Origin of the sequence: Streptomyces fructofermentans (assembly GCF_014651055.1) — a bacterium.
Taxonomy (GTDB): domain Bacteria; phylum Actinomycetota; class Actinomycetes; order Streptomycetales; family Streptomycetaceae; genus Streptomyces; species Streptomyces fructofermentans.
Genome location: NZ_BMWD01000015.1, coordinates 49411 through 68391, shown reverse-complemented (window position 1 = coordinate 68391; position 18981 = coordinate 49411). Strand labels below are relative to the sequence as shown.

The 18981-nt window shown below is 73.0% G+C and carries 11 protein-coding genes and 1 pseudogene; 2 read left to right on the top strand and 10 right to left on the bottom strand.

What is annotated here, in order from left to right; all coding sequences use genetic code 11:
* Positions 1–15 precede the first annotated feature (15 nt).
* The 4 genes and pseudogenes from IE265_RS21060 to IE265_RS21045 form a co-directional block, all read right to left on the bottom strand.
* Positions 16–2028 (bottom strand): ATP-dependent DNA helicase, encoded by a 2013-nt coding sequence (locus IE265_RS21060; RefSeq protein WP_190037199.1) that lies wholly within the window; start codon positions 2026–2028, stop codon positions 16–18.
* A 283-nt stretch (positions 2029–2311) separates the two neighbouring features.
* The gene (locus IE265_RS21055) at positions 2312–3139 is read right to left on the bottom strand and encodes a GNAT family N-acetyltransferase (protein WP_190037198.1); all 828 of its coding nucleotides are present in this window, start codon (positions 3137–3139) and stop codon (positions 2312–2314) included.
* Positions 3140–3169: 30 nt separating this feature from the next.
* Positions 3170–5377 (bottom strand): IucA/IucC family protein, encoded by a 2208-nt coding sequence (locus IE265_RS21050; protein WP_373302992.1) that lies wholly within the window; start codon positions 5375–5377, stop codon positions 3170–3172.
* 531 nt (positions 5378–5908) lie between these two features.
* Positions 5909–7339: pseudogene (locus tag IE265_RS21045) on the bottom strand (diaminobutyrate--2-oxoglutarate transaminase family protein); the annotation flags it as partial.
* A 329-nt stretch (positions 7340–7668) separates the two neighbouring features.
* Here IE265_RS21045 and IE265_RS21040 point away from each other — a divergent pair.
* Positions 7669–8898, top strand: coding sequence for a trypsin-like serine peptidase (locus IE265_RS21040; RefSeq protein ID WP_190037197.1), 1230 nt, complete (start codon positions 7669–7671; stop codon positions 8896–8898).
* A gap of 218 nt (positions 8899–9116) precedes the next feature.
* Positions 9117–10316, top strand: a complete 1200-nt coding sequence (locus IE265_RS21035; protein ID WP_190037196.1) for a trypsin-like serine peptidase — start codon at positions 9117–9119, stop codon at positions 10314–10316.
* A 226-nt stretch (positions 10317–10542) separates the two neighbouring features.
* Here the strand turns inward: IE265_RS21035 and hflX are convergent, their stop codons facing one another.
* The 6 genes from hflX to miaA all read right to left on the bottom strand — a co-directional run bounded on the left by hflX (position 10543) and on the right by miaA (position 18809).
* Complete coding sequence (gene hflX, locus IE265_RS21030) at positions 10543–12036, bottom strand: GTPase HflX (protein WP_190037195.1); 1494 nt, start codon at positions 12034–12036, stop codon at positions 10543–10545.
* Between the two features lie 172 nt (positions 12037–12208).
* Positions 12209–13759 carry a M1 family metallopeptidase gene (locus IE265_RS21025; protein WP_190037194.1) on the bottom strand — a complete coding sequence of 517 codons (1551 nt, stop codon included), beginning with the start codon at positions 13757–13759 and terminating at the stop codon, positions 12209–12211.
* A 219-nt stretch (positions 13760–13978) separates the two neighbouring features.
* Positions 13979–16111: a RelA/SpoT family protein gene (locus IE265_RS21020; protein ID WP_190037193.1), complete on the bottom strand. Its 2133-nt coding sequence runs from the start codon at positions 16109–16111 to the stop codon at positions 13979–13981.
* Between the two features lie 169 nt (positions 16112–16280).
* The gene (gene dapF, locus IE265_RS21015) at positions 16281–17150 is read right to left on the bottom strand and encodes a diaminopimelate epimerase (protein WP_190037192.1); all 870 of its coding nucleotides are present in this window, start codon (positions 17148–17150) and stop codon (positions 16281–16283) included.
* Between the two features lie 91 nt (positions 17151–17241).
* Complete coding sequence (locus tag IE265_RS21010; protein ID WP_190037298.1) at positions 17242–17763, bottom strand: hypothetical protein; 522 nt, start codon at positions 17761–17763, stop codon at positions 17242–17244.
* A gap of 107 nt (positions 17764–17870) precedes the next feature.
* Positions 17871–18809 (bottom strand): tRNA (adenosine(37)-N6)-dimethylallyltransferase MiaA, encoded by a 939-nt coding sequence (gene miaA / locus IE265_RS21005; RefSeq protein ID WP_190037191.1) that lies wholly within the window; start codon positions 18807–18809, stop codon positions 17871–17873.
* Between the last annotated feature and the right edge of the window lie 172 nt (positions 18810–18981).

Genomic DNA, 18981 nt, shown 5'->3' with positions numbered 1-18981 from the left:
GGCCCACTCGTGTGTCTAGGCATTCCCGGACGACTCGGCCTGCTGGACCTGTCCGGCCTCCTCGGCCTTCCGCGCCACCTCGTCGATCGCGGCCAGCGAGCGCCGCACCTGATTGCGGTCCGTCGTGTACCAGAAGTCCGGCAGCGAGGCCTTCAGATAGCTGCCGTACCGGGCCGTGGCGAGCCGCTGGTCCAGCACGGCCACCACACCCCGGTCGCCCGTCGCCCGTACGAGACGGCCGGCGCCCTGGGCCATCAGCAGGGCCGCGTGGGTGGCCGCGACAGCCATGAAGCCGTTGCCCCCCGCGTCCTCCACCGCCTTCTGGCGGGCGCTCATCAGCGGATCGTCCGGCCGCGGGAAGGGGATCTTGTCCATCACGACCAGCTGGCAGCTGGTGCCCGGCACGTCCACGCCCTGCCAGAGCGAGAGCGTGCCGAACAGGCAGGTCCTCGGATCGGCCGCGAAGTTCTTGATCAGCTCGCCGAGCGTCTCCTCGCCCTGGAGCAGAATCGGGAACTCGGGGATGCGTGAGCGCAGCTCCTCCGCGGCGAGCTGCGCGGCCCGCATCGAGGAGAACAGGCCCAGCGTCCGGCCGCCGGCGGCCTGGATCAGCTCGGTCAGCTCGTCGAGCATGTCGCCGCGGTCACCGTCGCGGGCGGGACGCGCCAGGTGCTTCGCGACGTACAGGATGCCCTGCTTGCCGTAGTCGAAGGGGGAACCGACGTCGAGGCCCTTCCAGGGCGGGACGTCCTCTCCCGTCGTGCCCTCGGGGGCGAGCCCCATCGAGGCACCCACGCCGTTGAAGTCGCCGCCCAGCTTGAGGGTCGCCGAGGCCAGCACCACGGAGCGGTCCGCGAAGAGCTTCTCGCGCAGCAGGCCCGAGACCGACATGGGGGCGACCCGCAGGGATGCGCCGAACCGGTCGTGGCGCTCGTACCAGACGACGTCCCACTCCGAGCCGTTCGTGATCCGCTCGGCCACGTCGTGGACGGACTCCACGGAGGCGAGGGCCTGCTTGCGCACCGCGTCCTCGTCGCCGACGGACTTGTCGCGGGTCGCGCCGATCGCCGAGATGACCGTGCGCGCCGCGTCGCGCAGGGCCATCAGCGCGTATCCGAGGTCCTCCGGGACCTCCTCCAGGCGGCCGGGCAGCGCGAGCTCCATCAGTCGCTCGAAGCCCTCGGCGGCGGTCTGGAGCTGGTCGGCGGCCTTCTCGTTGACGAGCTTGGCCGCGCGGCGCACCGCACGGTTGACCTGCCCGGGGGTGAGTTCGCCGGTGGCCACTCCGGTGACGCGCGAGACCAGCTCGTGCGCCTCGTCGACGATGAGCACCTCGTGCGGGGGGAGGACCGAGGCTCCCTCGATGGCGTCGATGGCGAGCAGGGCGTGGTTGGTGACGACGACCTCGGCGAGCTTGGCGCGCTCCCGGGCCATCTCCGCGAAGCACTCCGCTCCGTACGCGCACTTCGACGCTCCCAGGCACTCCCTGGAGGACACGGAGATCTGCGACCAGGCACGGTCGGAGACGCCCGGGGTGAGGTTGTCGCGGTCGCCCGTCTCGGTCTCGTCCGCCCAGTCGCGCAGCCGCACCAGGTCCTGGCCCAGCTTGCTGGTGGGCGCGGCCGCCTCGAACTGGTCGAAGAGGCCCTCCTCCTCGTCCTGGGGCATGCCCTCGTGGAGGCGGTGCAGGCACAGGTAGTTCGACCGCCCCTTGAGCATCGCGAACTCGGGGCGGCGGCGCAGCAGCGGATGCAGGGCGTCCACCGTGCGCGGCAGGTCGCGCTCCACGAGCTGGCGCTGGAGCGCCAGTGTGGCCGTCGCGACGACGACCCGCTCCCCGTGGGCGAGCGCGGGCACCAGGTAGCCGAGCGACTTTCCGGTGCCGGTGCCCGCCTGGACCAGCAGGTGGGAGCCGTCGTCGATGGCCTGCTCGACGGCTTCGGCCATGGTCACCTGGCCAGGGCGCTCCGTACCGCCGACAGCTGTGACGGCGGCATGCAGGAGTTCGGGGAGTGAGGGCTCTGTCATAGCGCGACCACCCTACGGGGCCGCACTGACAACCGGGCGATCAAGCCGACGGCGGGGGGCGTGATCAGGACGGGCGCCCGGAAGCCCGCGCGGGAGCCACCCGCCGGTCCTTGCGGAAGCTCCCGTGCACCGGCCGCTGACAGTGCCGCGACGGCTTGCCCGGCGGACCCGGCGGACCCGGCGGACCCGGCGGACCCGGCGGACCCGGCGGCGGGGATATACGGCACGGGATCTCCTGGAAAGGGAACCTGAACGGCGCGAGCGGTGTACTGGGAGTGGCGGCCTAGAGCAGATCGCGAAGGGCCCGGTCACGGATCAGGAGGGCCGCCCGCTTCCCGGGCAGCTCGATCTCCGAGGAGAAGCGGAAGCCGGCGCTGAGGAAGGCGGACATGGAGGGGATGTTGCGGAGGTCGGGCTCCGCCACGACGCGTGCGCAGTTCGGGCGCCGGTCGAGGACGAGGTCGGACACGGCTCTGACGAGTGTCGTGCCGAGACCCTGTCCGCGATGGGCCACCCCGCCGATGAGGACGTGGATGCCGGTGTCGTTCGGGCGGGCCGGATAGTGGCGGGCCAGGGGGTCCAGGTCGGCCCGGTAGATCTCCCAGTAGCTCATCGGGGTGTCGTCCAGCAGGCCCAGGCAGGGGACGCTGCGGCCGTCCCCCGTCAGCTGCGCCCGCAGATGCGCCTCGGTCGCCGGCCCGGGCCCGGACAGCTCCCAGAACGCGGCCACGGCGGGATCGTGCATCCAGCGGTTCACGAGTGGGACGTCACGGTCCAGGCGTACGGGGAGGAGCCGCAGCACGCCCGCCGGTGTCGCCGTCGGCCCCCAGTCGGCGACCCGGTCGAGCAGGTCGTCGCCCGAGGACGTGACCGGTGGCGCCAAGAGAGGGGCAGTGGTGCGACGACCCGCCGTGCGCCGCGACGGGCCCAGCTCCTCGCCGGCCTGGTCCGCTCCCGCAGGTTCCTCGGCTCGCTCTCCGAGGAGCGCGAGGAAGTCGCCGGGCAGGCGCAGTTCGAGGGTGTCCTCGCAGTCCGTGCCCGGCCCCGTGCCGTTGCCGTGGTCGGTGAAGGGGGCGGAACCGGCGTCGGTGCTCGCATCGGTGGGAGTCACGGCGACGCTCCTCTCAGAAGGCTGGACGGGTCATGTTCTGCGGGAATGAAGAGGGTTCGCGATGGTCCCGTAGACGGACTGGGTGTCGACCGGCCCCACGAGCTCGTCCAGTCCCCGCACCCGGGTGAGCAGGTTGGCCTTGCAGCGCAGGACGGCCGAGTCGAGCAGGTGGCCCGGCAGGGAGGTGCGCAGCCGGCCAGGACCGGAGGCGGCCTTGCCGAGGAAGCCGCGGAACGCGGCGAGCAGCAGGCGCTCGTCGGCGAGCCGCTGGGAACCGAAGGCGCCGATGAGGCCGAGCACGTTGTTGACGGCCAGGTAGTAGGCGAAGCGCTCGTCGGCGACCTCGTCGGACACGAACGTGTCGGAGCGCGCCCCGATGCCGGGAAGCCGCTCGTCCAGTTCGGCGCGACGCGACTCGCGGAAGTAGTACCCCTGGTTGTCGCGGTAGCGGCCGCCTGCCGGCCAGCCTTCGGTGTCGAGCAGGACCAGGGTGTTCTGCTGATGCGCCTCCAGGGCGATCCCTGCCTCGCCGTCGAGCCAGAGCACGGGACGGACCACGTGTTCCAGATAGCGCAGGAACCACTCGGCGGCCACGGCGCCGCGCGAACGGCCCGTGCGGCCGGCGAGACGCGTCACGATCCCGGCGAGACGGGACCGCGCCTGCGGCTCGCCCCGCCCGCTCGACGGCTCCCCGGCCGGGTCGCGGAGCCGGTCGCCCTCGGACGCGTTCCGGGTCCCCTCCGCGGACGACCGGCCCTGGGGGCGGGGTGAGACGAGTCCCGCGACGCAGGAGACGTCGTCCGTCGGCGCGAAGGGATTGTGGCGGATCATCACGTCGATGCCTGGCACGGGGTCGCCGTCCAGGTCGTTCACCGCGAGCCAGGCCGGGTCGCGGACGATGTCGAAGCCCGGGTGGGCGGACTGCCAGCGTGCCCCGAGGCCGGCGCGCAGCAGTCGGTGGACCTCCACGCCGCGGTGGAGTTCCTTGCGGAGGTTCTCCCTGCGGGAGTTGGTGATGCGCAGGCCGAGGGAGAGCTTCAGCATCGCGGGGGCGCCGGAGCGGTAGAGCGTCCGGACGGAGGAGGTGGGGTGCCAGGGGGCGCCGAGGGGTCCGAGGTCCCGGATCAGTCCGGCGTCCAGGAGCTTGGCCGGCTCAGGGCGGTGCCGGACCGCGCGGACCTGCCAGGGGTGCATGGGCACGACGGCGTATCCGTCCGGGAGGTCCGGCAGGTCCGGCAGACCCTCGCTCGTCGCGGCGTTCCCTGCGGCGAGCCGGGCCGTGAGCTGTGCCGCTGGTACGGGGCGGCCCCGTTCGGTCCACGCGGAGTCGGTGGCGAGCACGGAGGGCGCGACGGCCATCCAGTGCAGTGGGAAGGAGCCCCGCAGTTCGGGCGAGTAGTTCCGGGCTTCGGCCTCGGACAGTCCTTCGCGGCTCTTCGGGGTGGGGTGCAGCGGGTGTCCGAGGAGCAATGACTGCTCGGCGGAGAGGAAGAGGTCGGGGTGGTCGGACGGGTTCGCCCTGCGGTCCGAGACGAACACGGCGGTCCGTCGTACGGAGTCGGCCACGCGGTCCACCAGATCGTCGCCCGCCGCCGCGGCGTCCGGCAGGGCGGGGCTCCACGGCCCGGCGGGCCTGCCCACGTTGGCGGAGTCGGCCCGCGTGGGACCGGCGTCCGGCTCGGAGGGAACGGGGCGCACGGCGGAGGCGGTCTCGGAGGCGGGGCCGGGGTCCGAGGCGAGGCCGAGGTCCGAGGCGGGGCCGGGGGCTCCGGCGGGAGCGCTGTCCGCCGGAGTCTCGCGCCGGAGCATGGCTGCCAGCGTCACCGCGTCGGTGGGGAACGCGCCGTCGGGGTCGTCGGACAACCAGGGAAGGCCGAACCGGTGCCAGCCCGTGGGAGACCAGTGGTGGACCGGCACGATCAGGGAGACGGCGGCCCCGGGCAGGGGGATGCGGAGGGTTCCGCCGTCGGGTGCGGTGACGCCCTGTTCGCGTACCCAGCAGCGCAGCAGGTTCTCGATGCCCGCGGCCTGGGCAGCGGTGTACGGGTCGGGGTGGTCCAACAGGTCCGCGGCGTGCGGGTGCTCCGGGGTTCCGGCGCCTCCCTGCTGCCCGGGGAGCGACGCCGGGCCGGGCGCGTGCGGGCTCGGCGGGACCTGCGGGGTCGGCGGATCCTGCCCTGCGCGGGCTCCCCGTTCCAGGGTGCGGGGACTGCCGTCGGGTACGGGAGTGGCGTTCAAGAGCGTTCCTCGCTGGATGGTTCGGGCTCGTACGGCGACGAACCGTGGTTGTTCCGGCGTACGCGGCGCCTGGCTGATTCCTCGCCGTCGGGGGTGCCGGTCCGCGCCGGCTCAGGGGTACCGGTTCGAACCGGCGGGCTCCGTGGCCGGGTTCGGCAGGGTGGGAACCTCCGGGGCGCGGCTGGGGAGGCGTCCGTCCGGTTCGGCCCTCGCGGCGGCCTCCGGCGGGCAGCCCTGCGGCCCGACCAGGGCCGGCCACCCGGAGGGCTCGCACCGCGGGGCGTGCACGTTCACCGCACGCCGGCGGTTCCCGTCGCCCGGAGCCGCGGCCGGGTCCGGAGCCGTGGCCGGGCCCGGGTCCGGGCCCGGAGTCGTGGCCGGGCCCGGAGTCGTGGCCGGGCCCGGACGCACCTTCGGCACAGCGCCCATCCGCACATCGGGCACCGCACCCGAGCGAACCGGCACCCCGCCGGCCCGAGCCCCCGGCACCCCTTCGGTCCGGCCTCCGGGCACCCCGCCAGCCCGAGCCCCCGGCACCCGTTCCGTCGCGACCCCGGGCACCGCGCTCTTCGCGACCTCGGCCACCGCGTCGGCGAGCCGGTCGAGCACCGCGTCCGCCTGTTCGTCGCTGATCGTCAGTGGAGGCAGCAGGCGCACCACGCTGGAGTGCCGTCCGCCGAGCTCCACGATGAGCCCGCGCCGCAGGCAAGCGCGCTGGACGGCGGCCGCGAGCCCGGGAGCGGGGGGCGGCGGTCCCCCGGTGGTGGGGGGCGGTGCCTGCGGGTCGACCAGCTCGACACCGATCATCAGGCCCCGCCCGCGTACGTCGCCGACGAGGTCGAAGTCGGTCTCCAGGCCGCCCAGTCGGGCCGTCATGCGGGCGCCCAGGTCGGCCGCGCGCCCGGCGAGACCGTTCTCCCTGACGTACGCGAGGGTCGCCGCGCCCGCCGCCATGGCGAGCTGGTTGCCGCGGAACGTCCCGGCGTGGGCCCCCGGTTCCCACACGTCGAGTTCCTCGCGGTAGACGACGACGGCCAGGGGCAGGCTGCCCCCGACGGCCTTGGAGAGGACGAGCACGTCCGGGGTGATCCCGCTGTGCTCGACCGCCCAGAAGGCGCCCGTCCTGCCGACTCCCGTCTGGACCTCGTCGGCGATCAGCGGAATGGAGCGGGCCGCCGTGATCTCGCGCATCCGCCGCATCCAGTCGTCGCGCGCGGGGATCACCCCGCCCTCGCCCTGCACCGGTTCGAGGATCATCCCGGCGGGTTGCGGCACGCCGGACTTGGGGTCGTCGAGGACCGACTCGGTCCAGCGGGAGGCCAGTTCGGCCCCGGTCGCGCCTCCGACGCCGAAGGGGCAGCGGTAGTCCTGCGGATAGGGCAGCCGGGCGACCCGTACGTCGGAGGCGCCCCCCGACGCGGCGAGAGCCCCCGCGGTCATCCCGTGGTAGGCGCCCGTGAAGGCGAGGATTCCGCTGCGCCCTGTCGCGGCGCGCACCAGGGTGAGCGCCGCCTCGACGGCGTCCGTGCCGGCGGGGCCGCAGAACTGCACGCGCGCGTGGTCGGCGAGGCCCGGCGGCAGGGTGCGGAACAGCTCGGTGGTGAAGGCGTCCTTGACCGGGGTGGCCAGGTCGAGGACGTGCAGCGGGGCGCCCGAGTCGAGGACCTTCCTGATCGCCTCCAGGACGACCGGGTGGTTGTGACCGAGGGCCAGTGTCCCGGCGCCGGAGAGACAGTCGAGGTACCGGCGCCCGTCGGCGCCCTCGATGGTCATTCCGCGCGCCCGCACGGGAACGATCGGCAGGGCGCGCGCGTAGGTGCGCGCCGCGGACTCGCGCGCCGACTGACGCCTCAGGATGCCCTCGTGCGCTCCGCGCGCCCCCGTGCCGTCGCTCGACGCGGGCGCGCCCGCGGTCTCGGGCACGGCGGGCGCCGCCTCGGGCGCGGGCTCGGTCACAGCCACGTCTGTCTGGTCCTCCCGCTGCTCAGAGGCGAGTTGCCGGCCCGCCCGGTGGCAGGCGGCGGGGGGATGAACGCAGCCCGAACGTCCCCCGTACGTACCAACGACGGGAATCGCGAGGGGCAACGGCGCACCGAAGATCCGGGCCGTGACGGAACCGTTGCGGGTCCGTCGGAAGTCCCCCACAGCAACGGCATAGTCTGTGGTGCCGTTCAGCGGTTCCCGCTGATCAGCGCCGACGGTCCACCGGGGGAGCGCGCGGGTTCCGGATCCGCGCGAAGCCCCATCTGGCAGCACAGAGTTGAACGTTCACCTCCAGGGGGAGTCACACCATGCGACCCATACGCCCGCTCTTCGCCGACCGCCGAGGGCGGCGCCCGCGCCGCAGAGCGTTCCCCGAGCTGGGCGCGGTCGGCCTGGCCACCGCGCTGGCGCTGACCGCCACCGCGTGCGGTTCCGGCGAGGACACCGAGGCGGGCGCCGGCGTCACGGCCTCCGCGGCGGGCGACGGCAAGATCAAGATCCCGGACGACCTCAAGGACCGGCTGAAAGAACACGGGATCGACATCGACAAGTGGAAGGACGGCGCCTGGAAGGACTGGGACAGGGACGACTGGCTCCGCGAGGCCGAGGACTACGTCAATCCGATCATCAAGGACCTCTGGGACCCGGACCGGATGCGCGAGGCCGAGGACCCCGACCAGGGCAAGGGTGTCGACGAGAGCGATCTCTCGGGCGACCAGGGTGTGACCGACCCCGAGCCCGCGCCGGTCGAGGCGAAGGCCGTTCCCGCCGGCTACCACGACAGCGCGCCCGAGGCGGGCAAGGTGTTCTTCGACTCCCCCGAGGGCACGATGGTCTGCTCGGCGACCGTGGTCGCGGACCCGGCCCACCCCGGCAAGTCCAACATGGTGTGGACCGCGGGCCACTGCGTGCACGCCGGCAAGAAGGGCGGCTGGTACCGCAACATCGCCTTCGTGCCGTCGTACAACAACGACGCCCGGTCGGCCGCTGAGCTCCAGGGCGCCACCAAGGAGGAGGTCGCTCCGTACGGCGTCTGGTGGGGTGACTGGGCCCAGACCTCGGACCAGTGGATCGAGCAGGGCGGTGCCACCGGAGGCCAGGGCGCCTCGTACGACTTCGCCGTCATTCACGTGACGCCGGAGAAGGGTGGCGACGGCAAGTCCCTGGAGGAGACGGTCGGTTCGGCGCTGCCCGTGAACTTCAACGCCCCGGCCGTACCGCAGGTCGCCGCCATCACGGCGACCGGCTACCCGGCGGCGAAGCCCTTCGACGGCGAGACCATGTACCAGTGCGCTGACAAGCCGGGCAGGCTGTCCATCGCGAGGTCCGAGCCCACGATGTACCGCATCGGGTGCACGATGACCGGCGGTTCCTCCGGCGGCGGCTGGGTGGCCACCGGCGCGGACGGCAAGGCCGCGCTGGTGTCCAACACCTCCATCGGCCCGGTGACCGCGGGCTGGCTGGCCGGCCCGCGTCTGGGCAAGGAGGCCGAGGGGCTGTACGACGCGGTGAGTGAGAAGTTCGCCGACAAGCAGTAGCGGTGGGCGGGACGGACGGACGGCGGAACGGGGCCGGGGAGCCCCGCCCGCCGGCCACCGGTCCGTCCCGGTCCCGCTCTCGGGCCCGGGAAGCCGCACCGGCACCCGCGCACCCCGTTCCGGGCACGGCAGGTGTGCGGTGCGGGACTCGCGGGGTGCGATCCCCGCGACCCGGCGCCCAGTCGACCGTTTCACGTCCCATCGGGGGTAGCAGCACCATGCGTTCCATACGTCCGTCCTTCACGAGGCGTCGCGACCGGCGCCGTGTCCTCGCCGCCAGCGGGCTGGCGGCGGCCCTGCTGTTCACCGCCACCGGCTGCGGCCCTGGCGACGACGGCGCCGCGGGCAAGCCGTCCGCCACGGGGTCGAAGTCCTCGGGCGACGACCGGATCGGGATTCCGCGCGACATCGCCGACCGGCTCGCGGAGCACGGCATCGACGTCGACAAGTGGCGCGACGGCGAGTGGAAGGACTGGGACCGCGACAAGTGGCTCAGCGAGGCGCGGGACTTCGTGAACCCGGTCATCGAGGGCCTCTGGAAGCCCGAGCGGATGAAGTCGGCCGAGGACCCGGACAAGACCATCTCGTCGAAGGACGCCGCCGCGAACCAGGGGGTCAGCGACCCCGCGCCCGCACCGGTGCCGGCCCGTCGCGAGAAGACCCCGTACCACGACTTCGCCGCGCCGGTCGGGAAGGTCTTCTTCGACTCCCCCGAGGGCTCGATGGTCTGCTCCGGCACGGTCGTCGCGGACCCGCGCAACCCTGGTCGGTCCAACCTCGTGTGGACCGCGGGGCATTGCGTCCACGCGGGCGGTGGCGGCGGCTGGTACCGCAACATCGCCTTCGTGCCCGCGTACAACGACCTCGGCAAGTCCGAGTCCGGGCTGGCGGGCGCGACCGAGCGGGAGATCGCCCCGTACGGCCAGTACTGGGCCGACTGGGCCTCGACGTCCAAGGAGTGGATCGAGGGCGGCTCGGAGTCGGGCGGCGCGGGTGCCGCGTACGACTACGCGGTGCTGCACGTGAAGCCCCAGTCGGGCTCCAAGTCCCTGGAGGAGACCGTCGGCAACGCGCTGGAGGTGGACTTCTCCACCCCGGACGCGGCGAAGGCGGGCTCCATGGGGGCCTGGGGCTACCCGGCCGCGCCCCCGTTCAACGGCCTGATCATGCACAAGTGCGTCGACCGGCCCGGCCGGCTGTCGCTCGGCCAGGAACTGCCGACGATGTACCGCATCGGGTGCACGATGACCGGCGGCTCGTCCGGCGGCGGCTGGTTCAGGGTCGTCGGCGGCACGACGAAGCTCGTCTCGAACACGTCGATCGGCCCGTCCGACAACACCTGGCTGGCCGGACCGCGGCTCGGCGCGGGTGCCGAGGAGCTCTACGACACGATGAGCAGGACGTACGGCGCCAAGTAGGCGCCCCGCGCGTGACCCTCTCGCGAGGAGGGTCGCCCCGCATACGGCGAAGGCCCCTGGCTTCCTGGAGGAGTTGAGGGCTCGCACACAACACCGGCCCTACCCCTCACGGGAGTCGGGCCCGGACGCGTCGAACGCCCGGCTCCCTCACGGGAGTCGGGCCCGAACGCGGCGAAGGCCCGGCCCCCTCAAGGGGGTCGGGCCTTCGGTCGGTCCGTGCTGCGGATCAGACCGCGCGAGCCGGTACGTACGGTGTCAGTTCCGCGGCCAGTTCCTCGTGCACCCGCACCTTCAGCAGCGTGCCCTCCGGCGTGTGCTCCTCGGAGATCACCTCGCCGTCGGTGTGGGCCCGCGCGACCAGCCGGCCGAGTGTGTACGGCACGAGTGCCTCGATCTCGACCGAGGGGCGCGGCAGTTCCACGTCGATGAGCGCGAGCAGCTCGTCGATGCCCTGGCCCGTCCGGGCCGAGACGGCGATGGAGTGCTTCTCGTTGCGCATCAGGCGCTGGAGGACGAGCGGGTCGGCCGCGTCCGCCTTGTTGATCACCACGATCTCGGGCACCTTGGTGGCGCCCACGTCGCGGACGACCTCGCGCACGGCGGCCAGCTGCTCCTCCGGCGCGGGGTGCGAACCGTCCACCACGTGCAGGATCAGGTCGGAGTCGCCGACCTCCTCCATGGTGGAGCGGAACGCCTCGACGAGGTGGTGCGGCAGGTGCCGTACGAAGCCGACGGTGTCCACCAGCGTGTACAGGCGCCCGCTCGGGGTCTCGGCCCGGCGCACGGTCGGGTCGAGGGTCGCGAACAGCGAGTTCTCCACCAGCACTCCCGCCCCGGTGAGGCGGTTGAGCAGGGAGGACTTGCCCGCGTTCGTGTACCCGGCGATGGCGACGGAGGGCACCTTGTTGCGGCGGCGCTCCTGGCGCTTGATCTCGCGGCCGGTCTTCATGTCCGCGATCTCCCGGCGCATCTTCGCCATCTTCTCGCGGATGCGGCGCCGGTCGGTCTCGATCTTGGTCTCACCGGGACCACGGGTGGCGAGGCCGCCGCCCTTGCCGCCGCCCATCTGACGGGACAGCGACTGGCCCCAGCCGCGGAGCCTCGGCAGCATGTACTGCATCTGCGCGAGGGCCACCTGCGCCTTGCCCTCCCGGGACTTGGCGTGCTGGGCGAAGATGTCGAGGATCAGGGCCGTGCGGTCGATGACCTTGACCTTGACGACGTCCTCGAGGTGGATGAGCTGGCCGGGCGAGAGCTCACCGTCGCAGATGACGGTGTCCGCGCCCGTCTCCAACACGATGTCCCGCAGCTCGTTGGCCTTGCCGGAACCGATGTAGGTGGCCGCGTCGGGCTTGTCGCGGCGCTGGATCACGCCGTCGAGCACGAGTGCTCCGGCGGTCTCCGCGAGGGCCGCCAGCTCGGCCAGCGAGTTGTCCGCGTCGGTCGCCGTCCCCGACGTCCACACTCCGACGAGCACGACGCGCTCCAGGCGGAGCTGCCGGTACTCGACCTCGGTGACGTCCTCGAGCTCGGTGGAGAGGCCCGCGACGCGGCGCAGGGCCGCGCGCTCGGAGCGGTCGAACTGATCGCCGTCCCGCTCTCCGTCGATCTCGTGGCTCCAGGCGACGTCCTCTTCCATCAGGGCATCGGCCCGAAGACCTTCGGGGTAGTTCTGCGCGGGGCTCTGCGCGTCCTGGGAAGGGGAAGAAGAGGAGGTCATTGGGTCCTTACGTCGAGTGGATACCTGTGGGGTGACGGACTCCCGTCCATCACTGTGAACAACGTCCGGGGCCGCCGGGAGATTCCCGGCCGCGTCCCGGGGGGCCGCCGCCGGCCCCCGTCGGCGCCGACGCGACGATGGTCGCACGGGACGGCCCGTCTCGTCACCCGACTTATCGGGAGCCGCCACCCGCGTGGTGCGGGGCCCGGAGCGGCCCGGCCGGGGCCTTCCGCGCGGGTGTCTCGCTGCGCCAGTCGGGGTGCCCGGGCATCGGCGGGGTCTTCTCGGCGTACAGCCAGCCCTCGAAGAAGGCGTCGAGATCGCGGCCCGCGATGCCGGAGGCGAGGCGCCGGAAGTCCCGGGTGTCCGCGACGCCGTCACGGTGGGTGTTCACCCAGGCGCGCTCCAGCCGCTCGAAGGCCCGGCGGCCGATCTCCTCGCGCAGGGCGTACAGGACGAGGGCGCTGCCGTCGTAGACGTTCGGGCGGAAGATGCTGAGCTTCTCGCCCGGCTCGGCCCCCTTCGGGGCGGCGGGCGGACCGCCGGACGCGCGCCAGGTGTCGGAGGCCCGGTAGGCCGCGCGCATCCGCGTCTCCATGGGCCGGCCGGCCTTCTCCTCGGAGTAGAGGGCCTCGTACCAGGTCGCGTGCCCCTCGTTGAGCCACAGGTCGGACCAGGTGCGCGGCGAGACGCTGTCGCCGAACCACTGGTGGGCCAGCTCGTGCACCATGATCGACTCGACGTACCACTTCGGGTACTCGGGCCGGGTGAAGATCTCCCGCTCGAAGAGGGAGAGCGTCTGGGTCTCCAGCTCGAACCCGGTGCGGGCTGCGGCGATCAGCACGCCGTACGTCTCGAAGGGGTAGTCGCCGACCTTCTCCTGCATCCACTCGATCTGGGCGGGCGTCCTCCTGAGCCACGGTTCGAGCTTCTCGCGGTCCTTGGTGGGCACCACGTCCCGCACGGGCAGGCCGTCCGGGCCGGCGCGGTGCAGGACGGTGGAGCGCCCGATGGACACCTGGGCCAGTTCGGTGGCCATGGGGTGCTCGGTCCGGTACACCCAGGTGGTGTCCGAGGCCCGGCGCGTCACACCGGCGGGCAGTCCGTTGGCGACGGCCGTGTAGCCCTTGGGCGTGGTGATCCGGAAGGTGAACATCGCCTTGTCGGAGGGGTGGTCGTTGCCGGGGAAGACCCGGTGTCCGGCGTCGGCCTGGTTGGCCATGGCGAGGCCGTCGTCGGTGCGCACCCAGCCGCTCTCCTGGTCCTTGCCGGACACCGGGTCGCTGTCGTGGCGCACGGTGATCCGCGTCCGGACCCCGGGCGGCAGGCGCCTCTCGGGTGTGACGACCAGGTCCTCGCCCGCGCTCCTGAAGTCGGCGGGCACTCCGTCGACCTCGACCGAGCGCACCCTTCCGTGCGAGTGGTCGAGATTGATCCGCTCCAGCCAGGCCGTCGTACGCGCCTCGATGGTGGTGACCGCCGGGAGCGGCTCGGTGTTCCGCCCGGGGTAGGTGAAGGCCAGGTCGTACGACTTGACGTCGTATCCGGGGTTGCCGAGGTACGGGAAGAGGCGGTCGCCGATGCCCAGCGGGGCGGGCGCGGGCGCGCTCGCGGCGATCAGGCAGGCGCAGGCGCCGGATGCGAGGAACGCCGTCCGCAGCCGTCGGCGGGTGCGGGGGCGGGGCGTCCCGGTACGGGGGGTGGTCCTGGGGGTGCGCAGCATGGACCACGGCTATCAGCGTCCGCCCGTCCCGCGGTGCCGACTCGCACCGGGTCCACCCGAACGGGCCCCCGGCAGGCACAGGACGGACGAGCGGGAACGACGGAACCAGCGCGACCAGCGCGACGGGTGCGGGCGATGTGACGGCAAGTCGGATCGGGAGGGCGCGCGTGCGGCCGCGGGGCGATGCCGGTGTCGGGGGAACGGGCGGCCCGCGCCCGGCTACGGCATGCCGGCCTGGTGCTGGGCCCGGCCGACGTCGAAGACGCCCGGCACGTTGCGCATGGCCCGCATCAGTGCGGGAAGGTGCGCGGCGTCGGGGAGTTGGAGGGTGTACGTGTGGCGTACGCGCTGCTGGCTGGGCGGTTCGACGGTCGCCGAGACGATGGCGACACCCTCCAGGGCGATGGCCTCGGTGAGGTCGGCGAGCAGATGGGGCCGCCCGAAGGACTCGGCGACGAGGGTGACGCGGCACTCGGTGGTGTCGCCCCACCGCACGTCGACCTCCGCACGCCCCGCGCCCTTCATGCGGGTGACGCCGGCGCATTCGACGCGGTGCACGGTCACCACTCCCCCGCGTACCGAGAACGCGGTGATCGCGTCGGGCGGTACGGGTGTACAGCAGCCCGCCAGGCGTACGGTCGCCCCCGGCCGGTCCACCACGACGTCCGCGGCCGCGGGGCGGGCGGCGGGGCCGTCCACGGACGGCCGGACGGCCGCGGCGGGGGCCTCGGGCGGTGCGGCGGGCACCGGATGGGCGGCGAGCCACCGGGTGATGGCGATCCGTGCGACCGGCGTGTGCGCGTGCTCCAGCCACTCCCTGGAGGGCTCCGAGGACGGGTCCTGTCCCATGAGCAGTTGCACGGTGTCGCCGTCGCTCAGGACCGTACTCAGCCTCGCCAGGCGGCCGTTGACGCGGGCGCCGATGCAGGCGTGCGCGTCCTCGCCGTACTGGGCGTACGCGGCGTCGACGCAACTGGCGCCCGCGGGCAGTCCCAGCGTGCCGCCGTCGGGGCGGAAGACGGTGATCTCCCGGTCCTGGGCGAGGTCTTCGCGGAGTGTGGACCAGAACGTGTCGGGGTCCGGGGCGGCCTCCTGCCAGTCCAGCAGCCGGGAGAGCCAGCCGGGCCGGGTGGGGTCGGCGCGCTCGCCGTCCGCGGGGCGCGGGCCGTCGGTGTCCGCCTGCTCCTCCGCGGGAGCGGCGTAGGGGTTGCCGAGGGCGATGACACCGGCCTCGGCGACCTTGTGCATCTGGTGCGTGCGTACGAGGACTTCGACGACCTGCCCGTCGGGGCGGGCGACCGCGGTGTGCAGCGACTGGTACAGGTTGAACTTGGGGACGGCGATGAAGTCCTTGAACTCCGAGACGACCGGGGTGAGGCAGGTGTGCAGTTCGCCGAGGACGCCGTAGCAGTCGGCGTCCTCGTTCACCAGGACCAGGAGCCGGCCGAAGTCGGCTCCGCGCAGGTCGCCGCGCTTGCGGGAGACGCGGTGCACGGAGACGAAGTGCCGCGGCCTGATGAGGACTTCGGCCTGGATGCCGGCCTCTCGCAGGACTCCGCGGACCTCGTCCCGGACCTCGGCGAGCGGATCGTCCGTGCGCGAGGCGTTGTTGACGATCAGTTCCCTGGTGTGGCGGTACTCCCCCGGATGCAGGATCGCGAAGACCAGGTCCTCCAACTCGGTCTTCAGCGCCTGGACTCCGAGGCGTTCGGCCAGCGGGATCAGGACGTCCTTGGTGACCTTGGCGATCCGTTCCTGCTTCTCCGGGCGCATCACGCCGAGCGTGCGCATGTTGTGCAGCCGGTCGGCGAGTTTGATCGACATGACGCGCACGTCGCTGCCCGTGGCCACCAGCATCTTGCGGAACGTCTCGGGCTCGGCGGCGGCCCCGTAGTCGACCTTCTCCAGCTTGGTCACGCCGTCGACGAGGTAGCGGACCTCCTCGCCGAACTCCGCGCGTACCTGATCGAGCGTCACTTCCGTGTCCTCGACCGTGTCGTGGAGCAGGGAGGCGGTCAACGTGGTCGTCTCCGCGCCGAGTTCGGCGAGGATCAGCGTCACGGCGAGCGGGTGCGTGATGTACGGCTCGCCGCTCTTGCGCATCTGGCCGCGGTGCGAGGACTCGGCGAGCACGTACGCGCGGCGCAGCGGGTCCAGGTCGGCGTCGGGGTGATGGGCGCGATGGGCCTCGGCCACGTGGCCGATCGCGTCGGGCAGCCGGTCGCGGGCTGCGGGACCCAGTAGAGCGGCCCGGCCGAGCCGTCGCAGATCGATCCGGGGGCGGCCCCGCCTGCGCTGAGCTCCGGGCGTCATGGGGCCGGGCGTCGCGGGGTTCGTGGCCTCCGCACTCATGGGCACCTCCGGCTGCGTGGACCGGCGGACGGGGTGCCCCATGGCGTACTCGGCTCTGGGGATCGCGTCGTTCCCCCGTCCGTGCCGGTGCTTGATGCTACCGACCCCACCACGCCCGGCCGACCGCCTCTCGCCCAGCGTGAAACGGATCACCCATTCGAGGGAAGGGTCAGAGGGTCGCGGAGTCGAGCCATCCGGGGTCGATCTCACCCTCAGCGACGATGACCGCGGGCCCGGTCATCTCGATCCCGCCGTCCGGCCGCTCGGTGATGACCAGCCGCCCGCCGGGCACGTCGACGGTGTATGTCACCGGCGTACCGGTCACCGCGGGATCGACTCCGTCCCTGCGTGCGGCGGCCACGGCGACGGCGCACGCCCCCGTGCCGCACGATCGCGTCTCGCCGGAACCCCGCTCGTGGACACGCACAGCGACGTGACGAAGACCACGGTCGACGACGAACTCCACGTTCACGCCGTCCGGGTACACGGCCGCGGGGCTGAACGGCGGCGGGGTGAACAGATGTCCGGCGTGGTCGAGGTCCTCCACGAAGGCGACGGCGTGCGGGTTGCCCATGTTCACGTTGCGCGCGGGCCAGGTGCGGCCGTCGACGCTCACGGTGGCCTGCGCCTCGGGAAGGATCGCCCTGCCCATGCCCACGGTGACGTCGCCGTCCTTGGCGATGTGCGCGGTCTTCACCCCGCCGCGCGTCGCGACGGCGATGTCCCCCTCGGTGACGTGTCCGGCGTGCTGGAGGTAGCGGGCGAACACGCGCACTCCGTTGCCGCACATCTCCGCGACCGAGCCGTCCCCGTTGCGGTAGTCCATGAACCATTCCGCTTCACCGGCCATGGCGCGGGCCTCGGGGTGCGCGGCGGACCGTACGACGTGCAGGAGGCCGTCGCCGCCGATGCCCGCGCGGCGGTCGCACAGGGCGGCGACCGCGGCCGGGGGGAGGTCGATGGTGTTCTCGGGGTCGGGGACGATCACGAAGTCGTTCTCGGTCCCGTGCCCCTTGAGGAAGGCGATCCGCGTGCTCATTCCTCGATCGTAAGGGGTCGTGGCGGAGCCCCTCCGAACGGTCCGGCGGGCGGACCCGCGCGGGCCGGTCCGGGGGCCGGGGCGGGAGTGCTCAGCGCAGGCGGGCCACGCGCCACACCGCGAGCGCCACGACGGCGGCCAGCAGCACGGCGTAGCCGATGGCGACGCGCCAGTCGGGGCGGCGGCCCGAGCCGCGCTGCGGCAGGCCCGGCCAGGTGTACCCCACGCGGCGGGCGGCCATCATGCCCCAGCCGCCGGCGCACGAGCAGATCAGCAGGCCGAGCATGGCGATCATGGCGCCACTGTCGCCGAAGTCGAAGGCGAGCGGGAAGGCGAACATCAGGGAGCCGAGCGCGGCGAGGCCGACGATGGGTGCGAGCTGCCAGATGCGCATCCGGCGCTGCGGCCGGAGCTCGACCTCGAACTCGGGCCCCGGGAACATCTCCTCGGGGTCGGGTCCGTCGGCGGTCACGCCCCCGGCGATCTCGTCGGGTCCGTCGGGGCTCAGCCGGTCCCCGTCGGGGTCCTGCTGGTCCTGCGCGGTGTCGTGCGTCCCGCCGGCGGCGGTGTCCCGCTCCGCGCCTTGTGCGGTGTCACGAGGGCCGGCCTCCATCGCCACGCGCCCTCCCACTCGGACTCCACTTGGTCGATCGAAGCTCGATGATGGCACGCCCCCGAAGGCCGCGATGACGGCCGGAGCGTCCCGATGCCAGGACGTGATCAGGCTGTGACCGGTCGTTCGAGCAACGCCAGCGCGAGCTGCGGAAGTTCCGCGAGATCGGTCGCGGCCCCACTGAGCCAATGCACCCGCGGGTCGCGTCTGAACCAGGAATCCTGACGGCGCGCGAAGCGCTTGGTGGCACGCACGGTCTCCGCACGCGCCTCGTCCTGCGTGCACTCCCCGGCGAGCGCCGCGAGCACCTGCTGGTAGCCGAGGGCGCGCGACGCCGTACGCCCCTCGCGCAGCCCGTGCGCCTCCAGTGCGCGCACTTCCTCGACGAGTCCCGCCTCCCACATGCGGTCGACGCGCCTGGCGATGCGCTCGTCCAGCTCGGGGCGCGCGACGTCGACGCCGATCTGGACGGTGTCGTACACGGAGTCGTGGCCGGGGAGGTTGGCGGTGAACGGCTTGCCGGTGATCTCGATGACCTCCAGGGCGCGCACGATGCGGCGGCCGTTGCTGGGCAGGATCGCGTGGGCCGCCTCGGGGTCGGCCACGGCCAGCCGCGCGTGCAGGGCGCCCGATCCGCGCAGGGTCAGCTCCTCCTCCAGGCGGGCCCGCACCTCGGGGTCGGTGCCGGGGAACTCCAGGTTGTCGACGGCACCGCGCACGTAGAGGCCGGAGCCGCCGACGAGGACCGGCCAGCGCCCCTCGGCGAGCAGCGCGTCGATGCGTTCGCGCGCGAGGCGCTGGTACTCCGCGACACTCGCGGTCACCGTGACGTCCCAGACGTCCAGGAGGTGGTGCGGGACACCGGCCCTCTCCTGCGGGGTCAGCTTGGCGGTGCCGATGTCCATCCCCCGGTACAGCTGCATCGAGTCGGCGTTGATGACCTCACCGTCCAGGCGCTGGGCCAGATGGACGCCGAGATCGGACTTTCCAGCCGCGGTGGGACCGACGACGGCGATGACCCGCGGAACGGGAGCTGCGCTACTCACCGCCCCAGTCTCGCAAACCTCGGGGCCACTTCACGAACGAGCGACGTGACGCCCCACGGCCCGGGTCGTTGCCTGTTGCGAGGTTCCGGCCGTCGGTTTCGAGGACCGGCGCCCCGGGCGCCGCAATGGGACGCACCGGGTGACACGGAGTTTCACCCGCATGAGCAGGCCA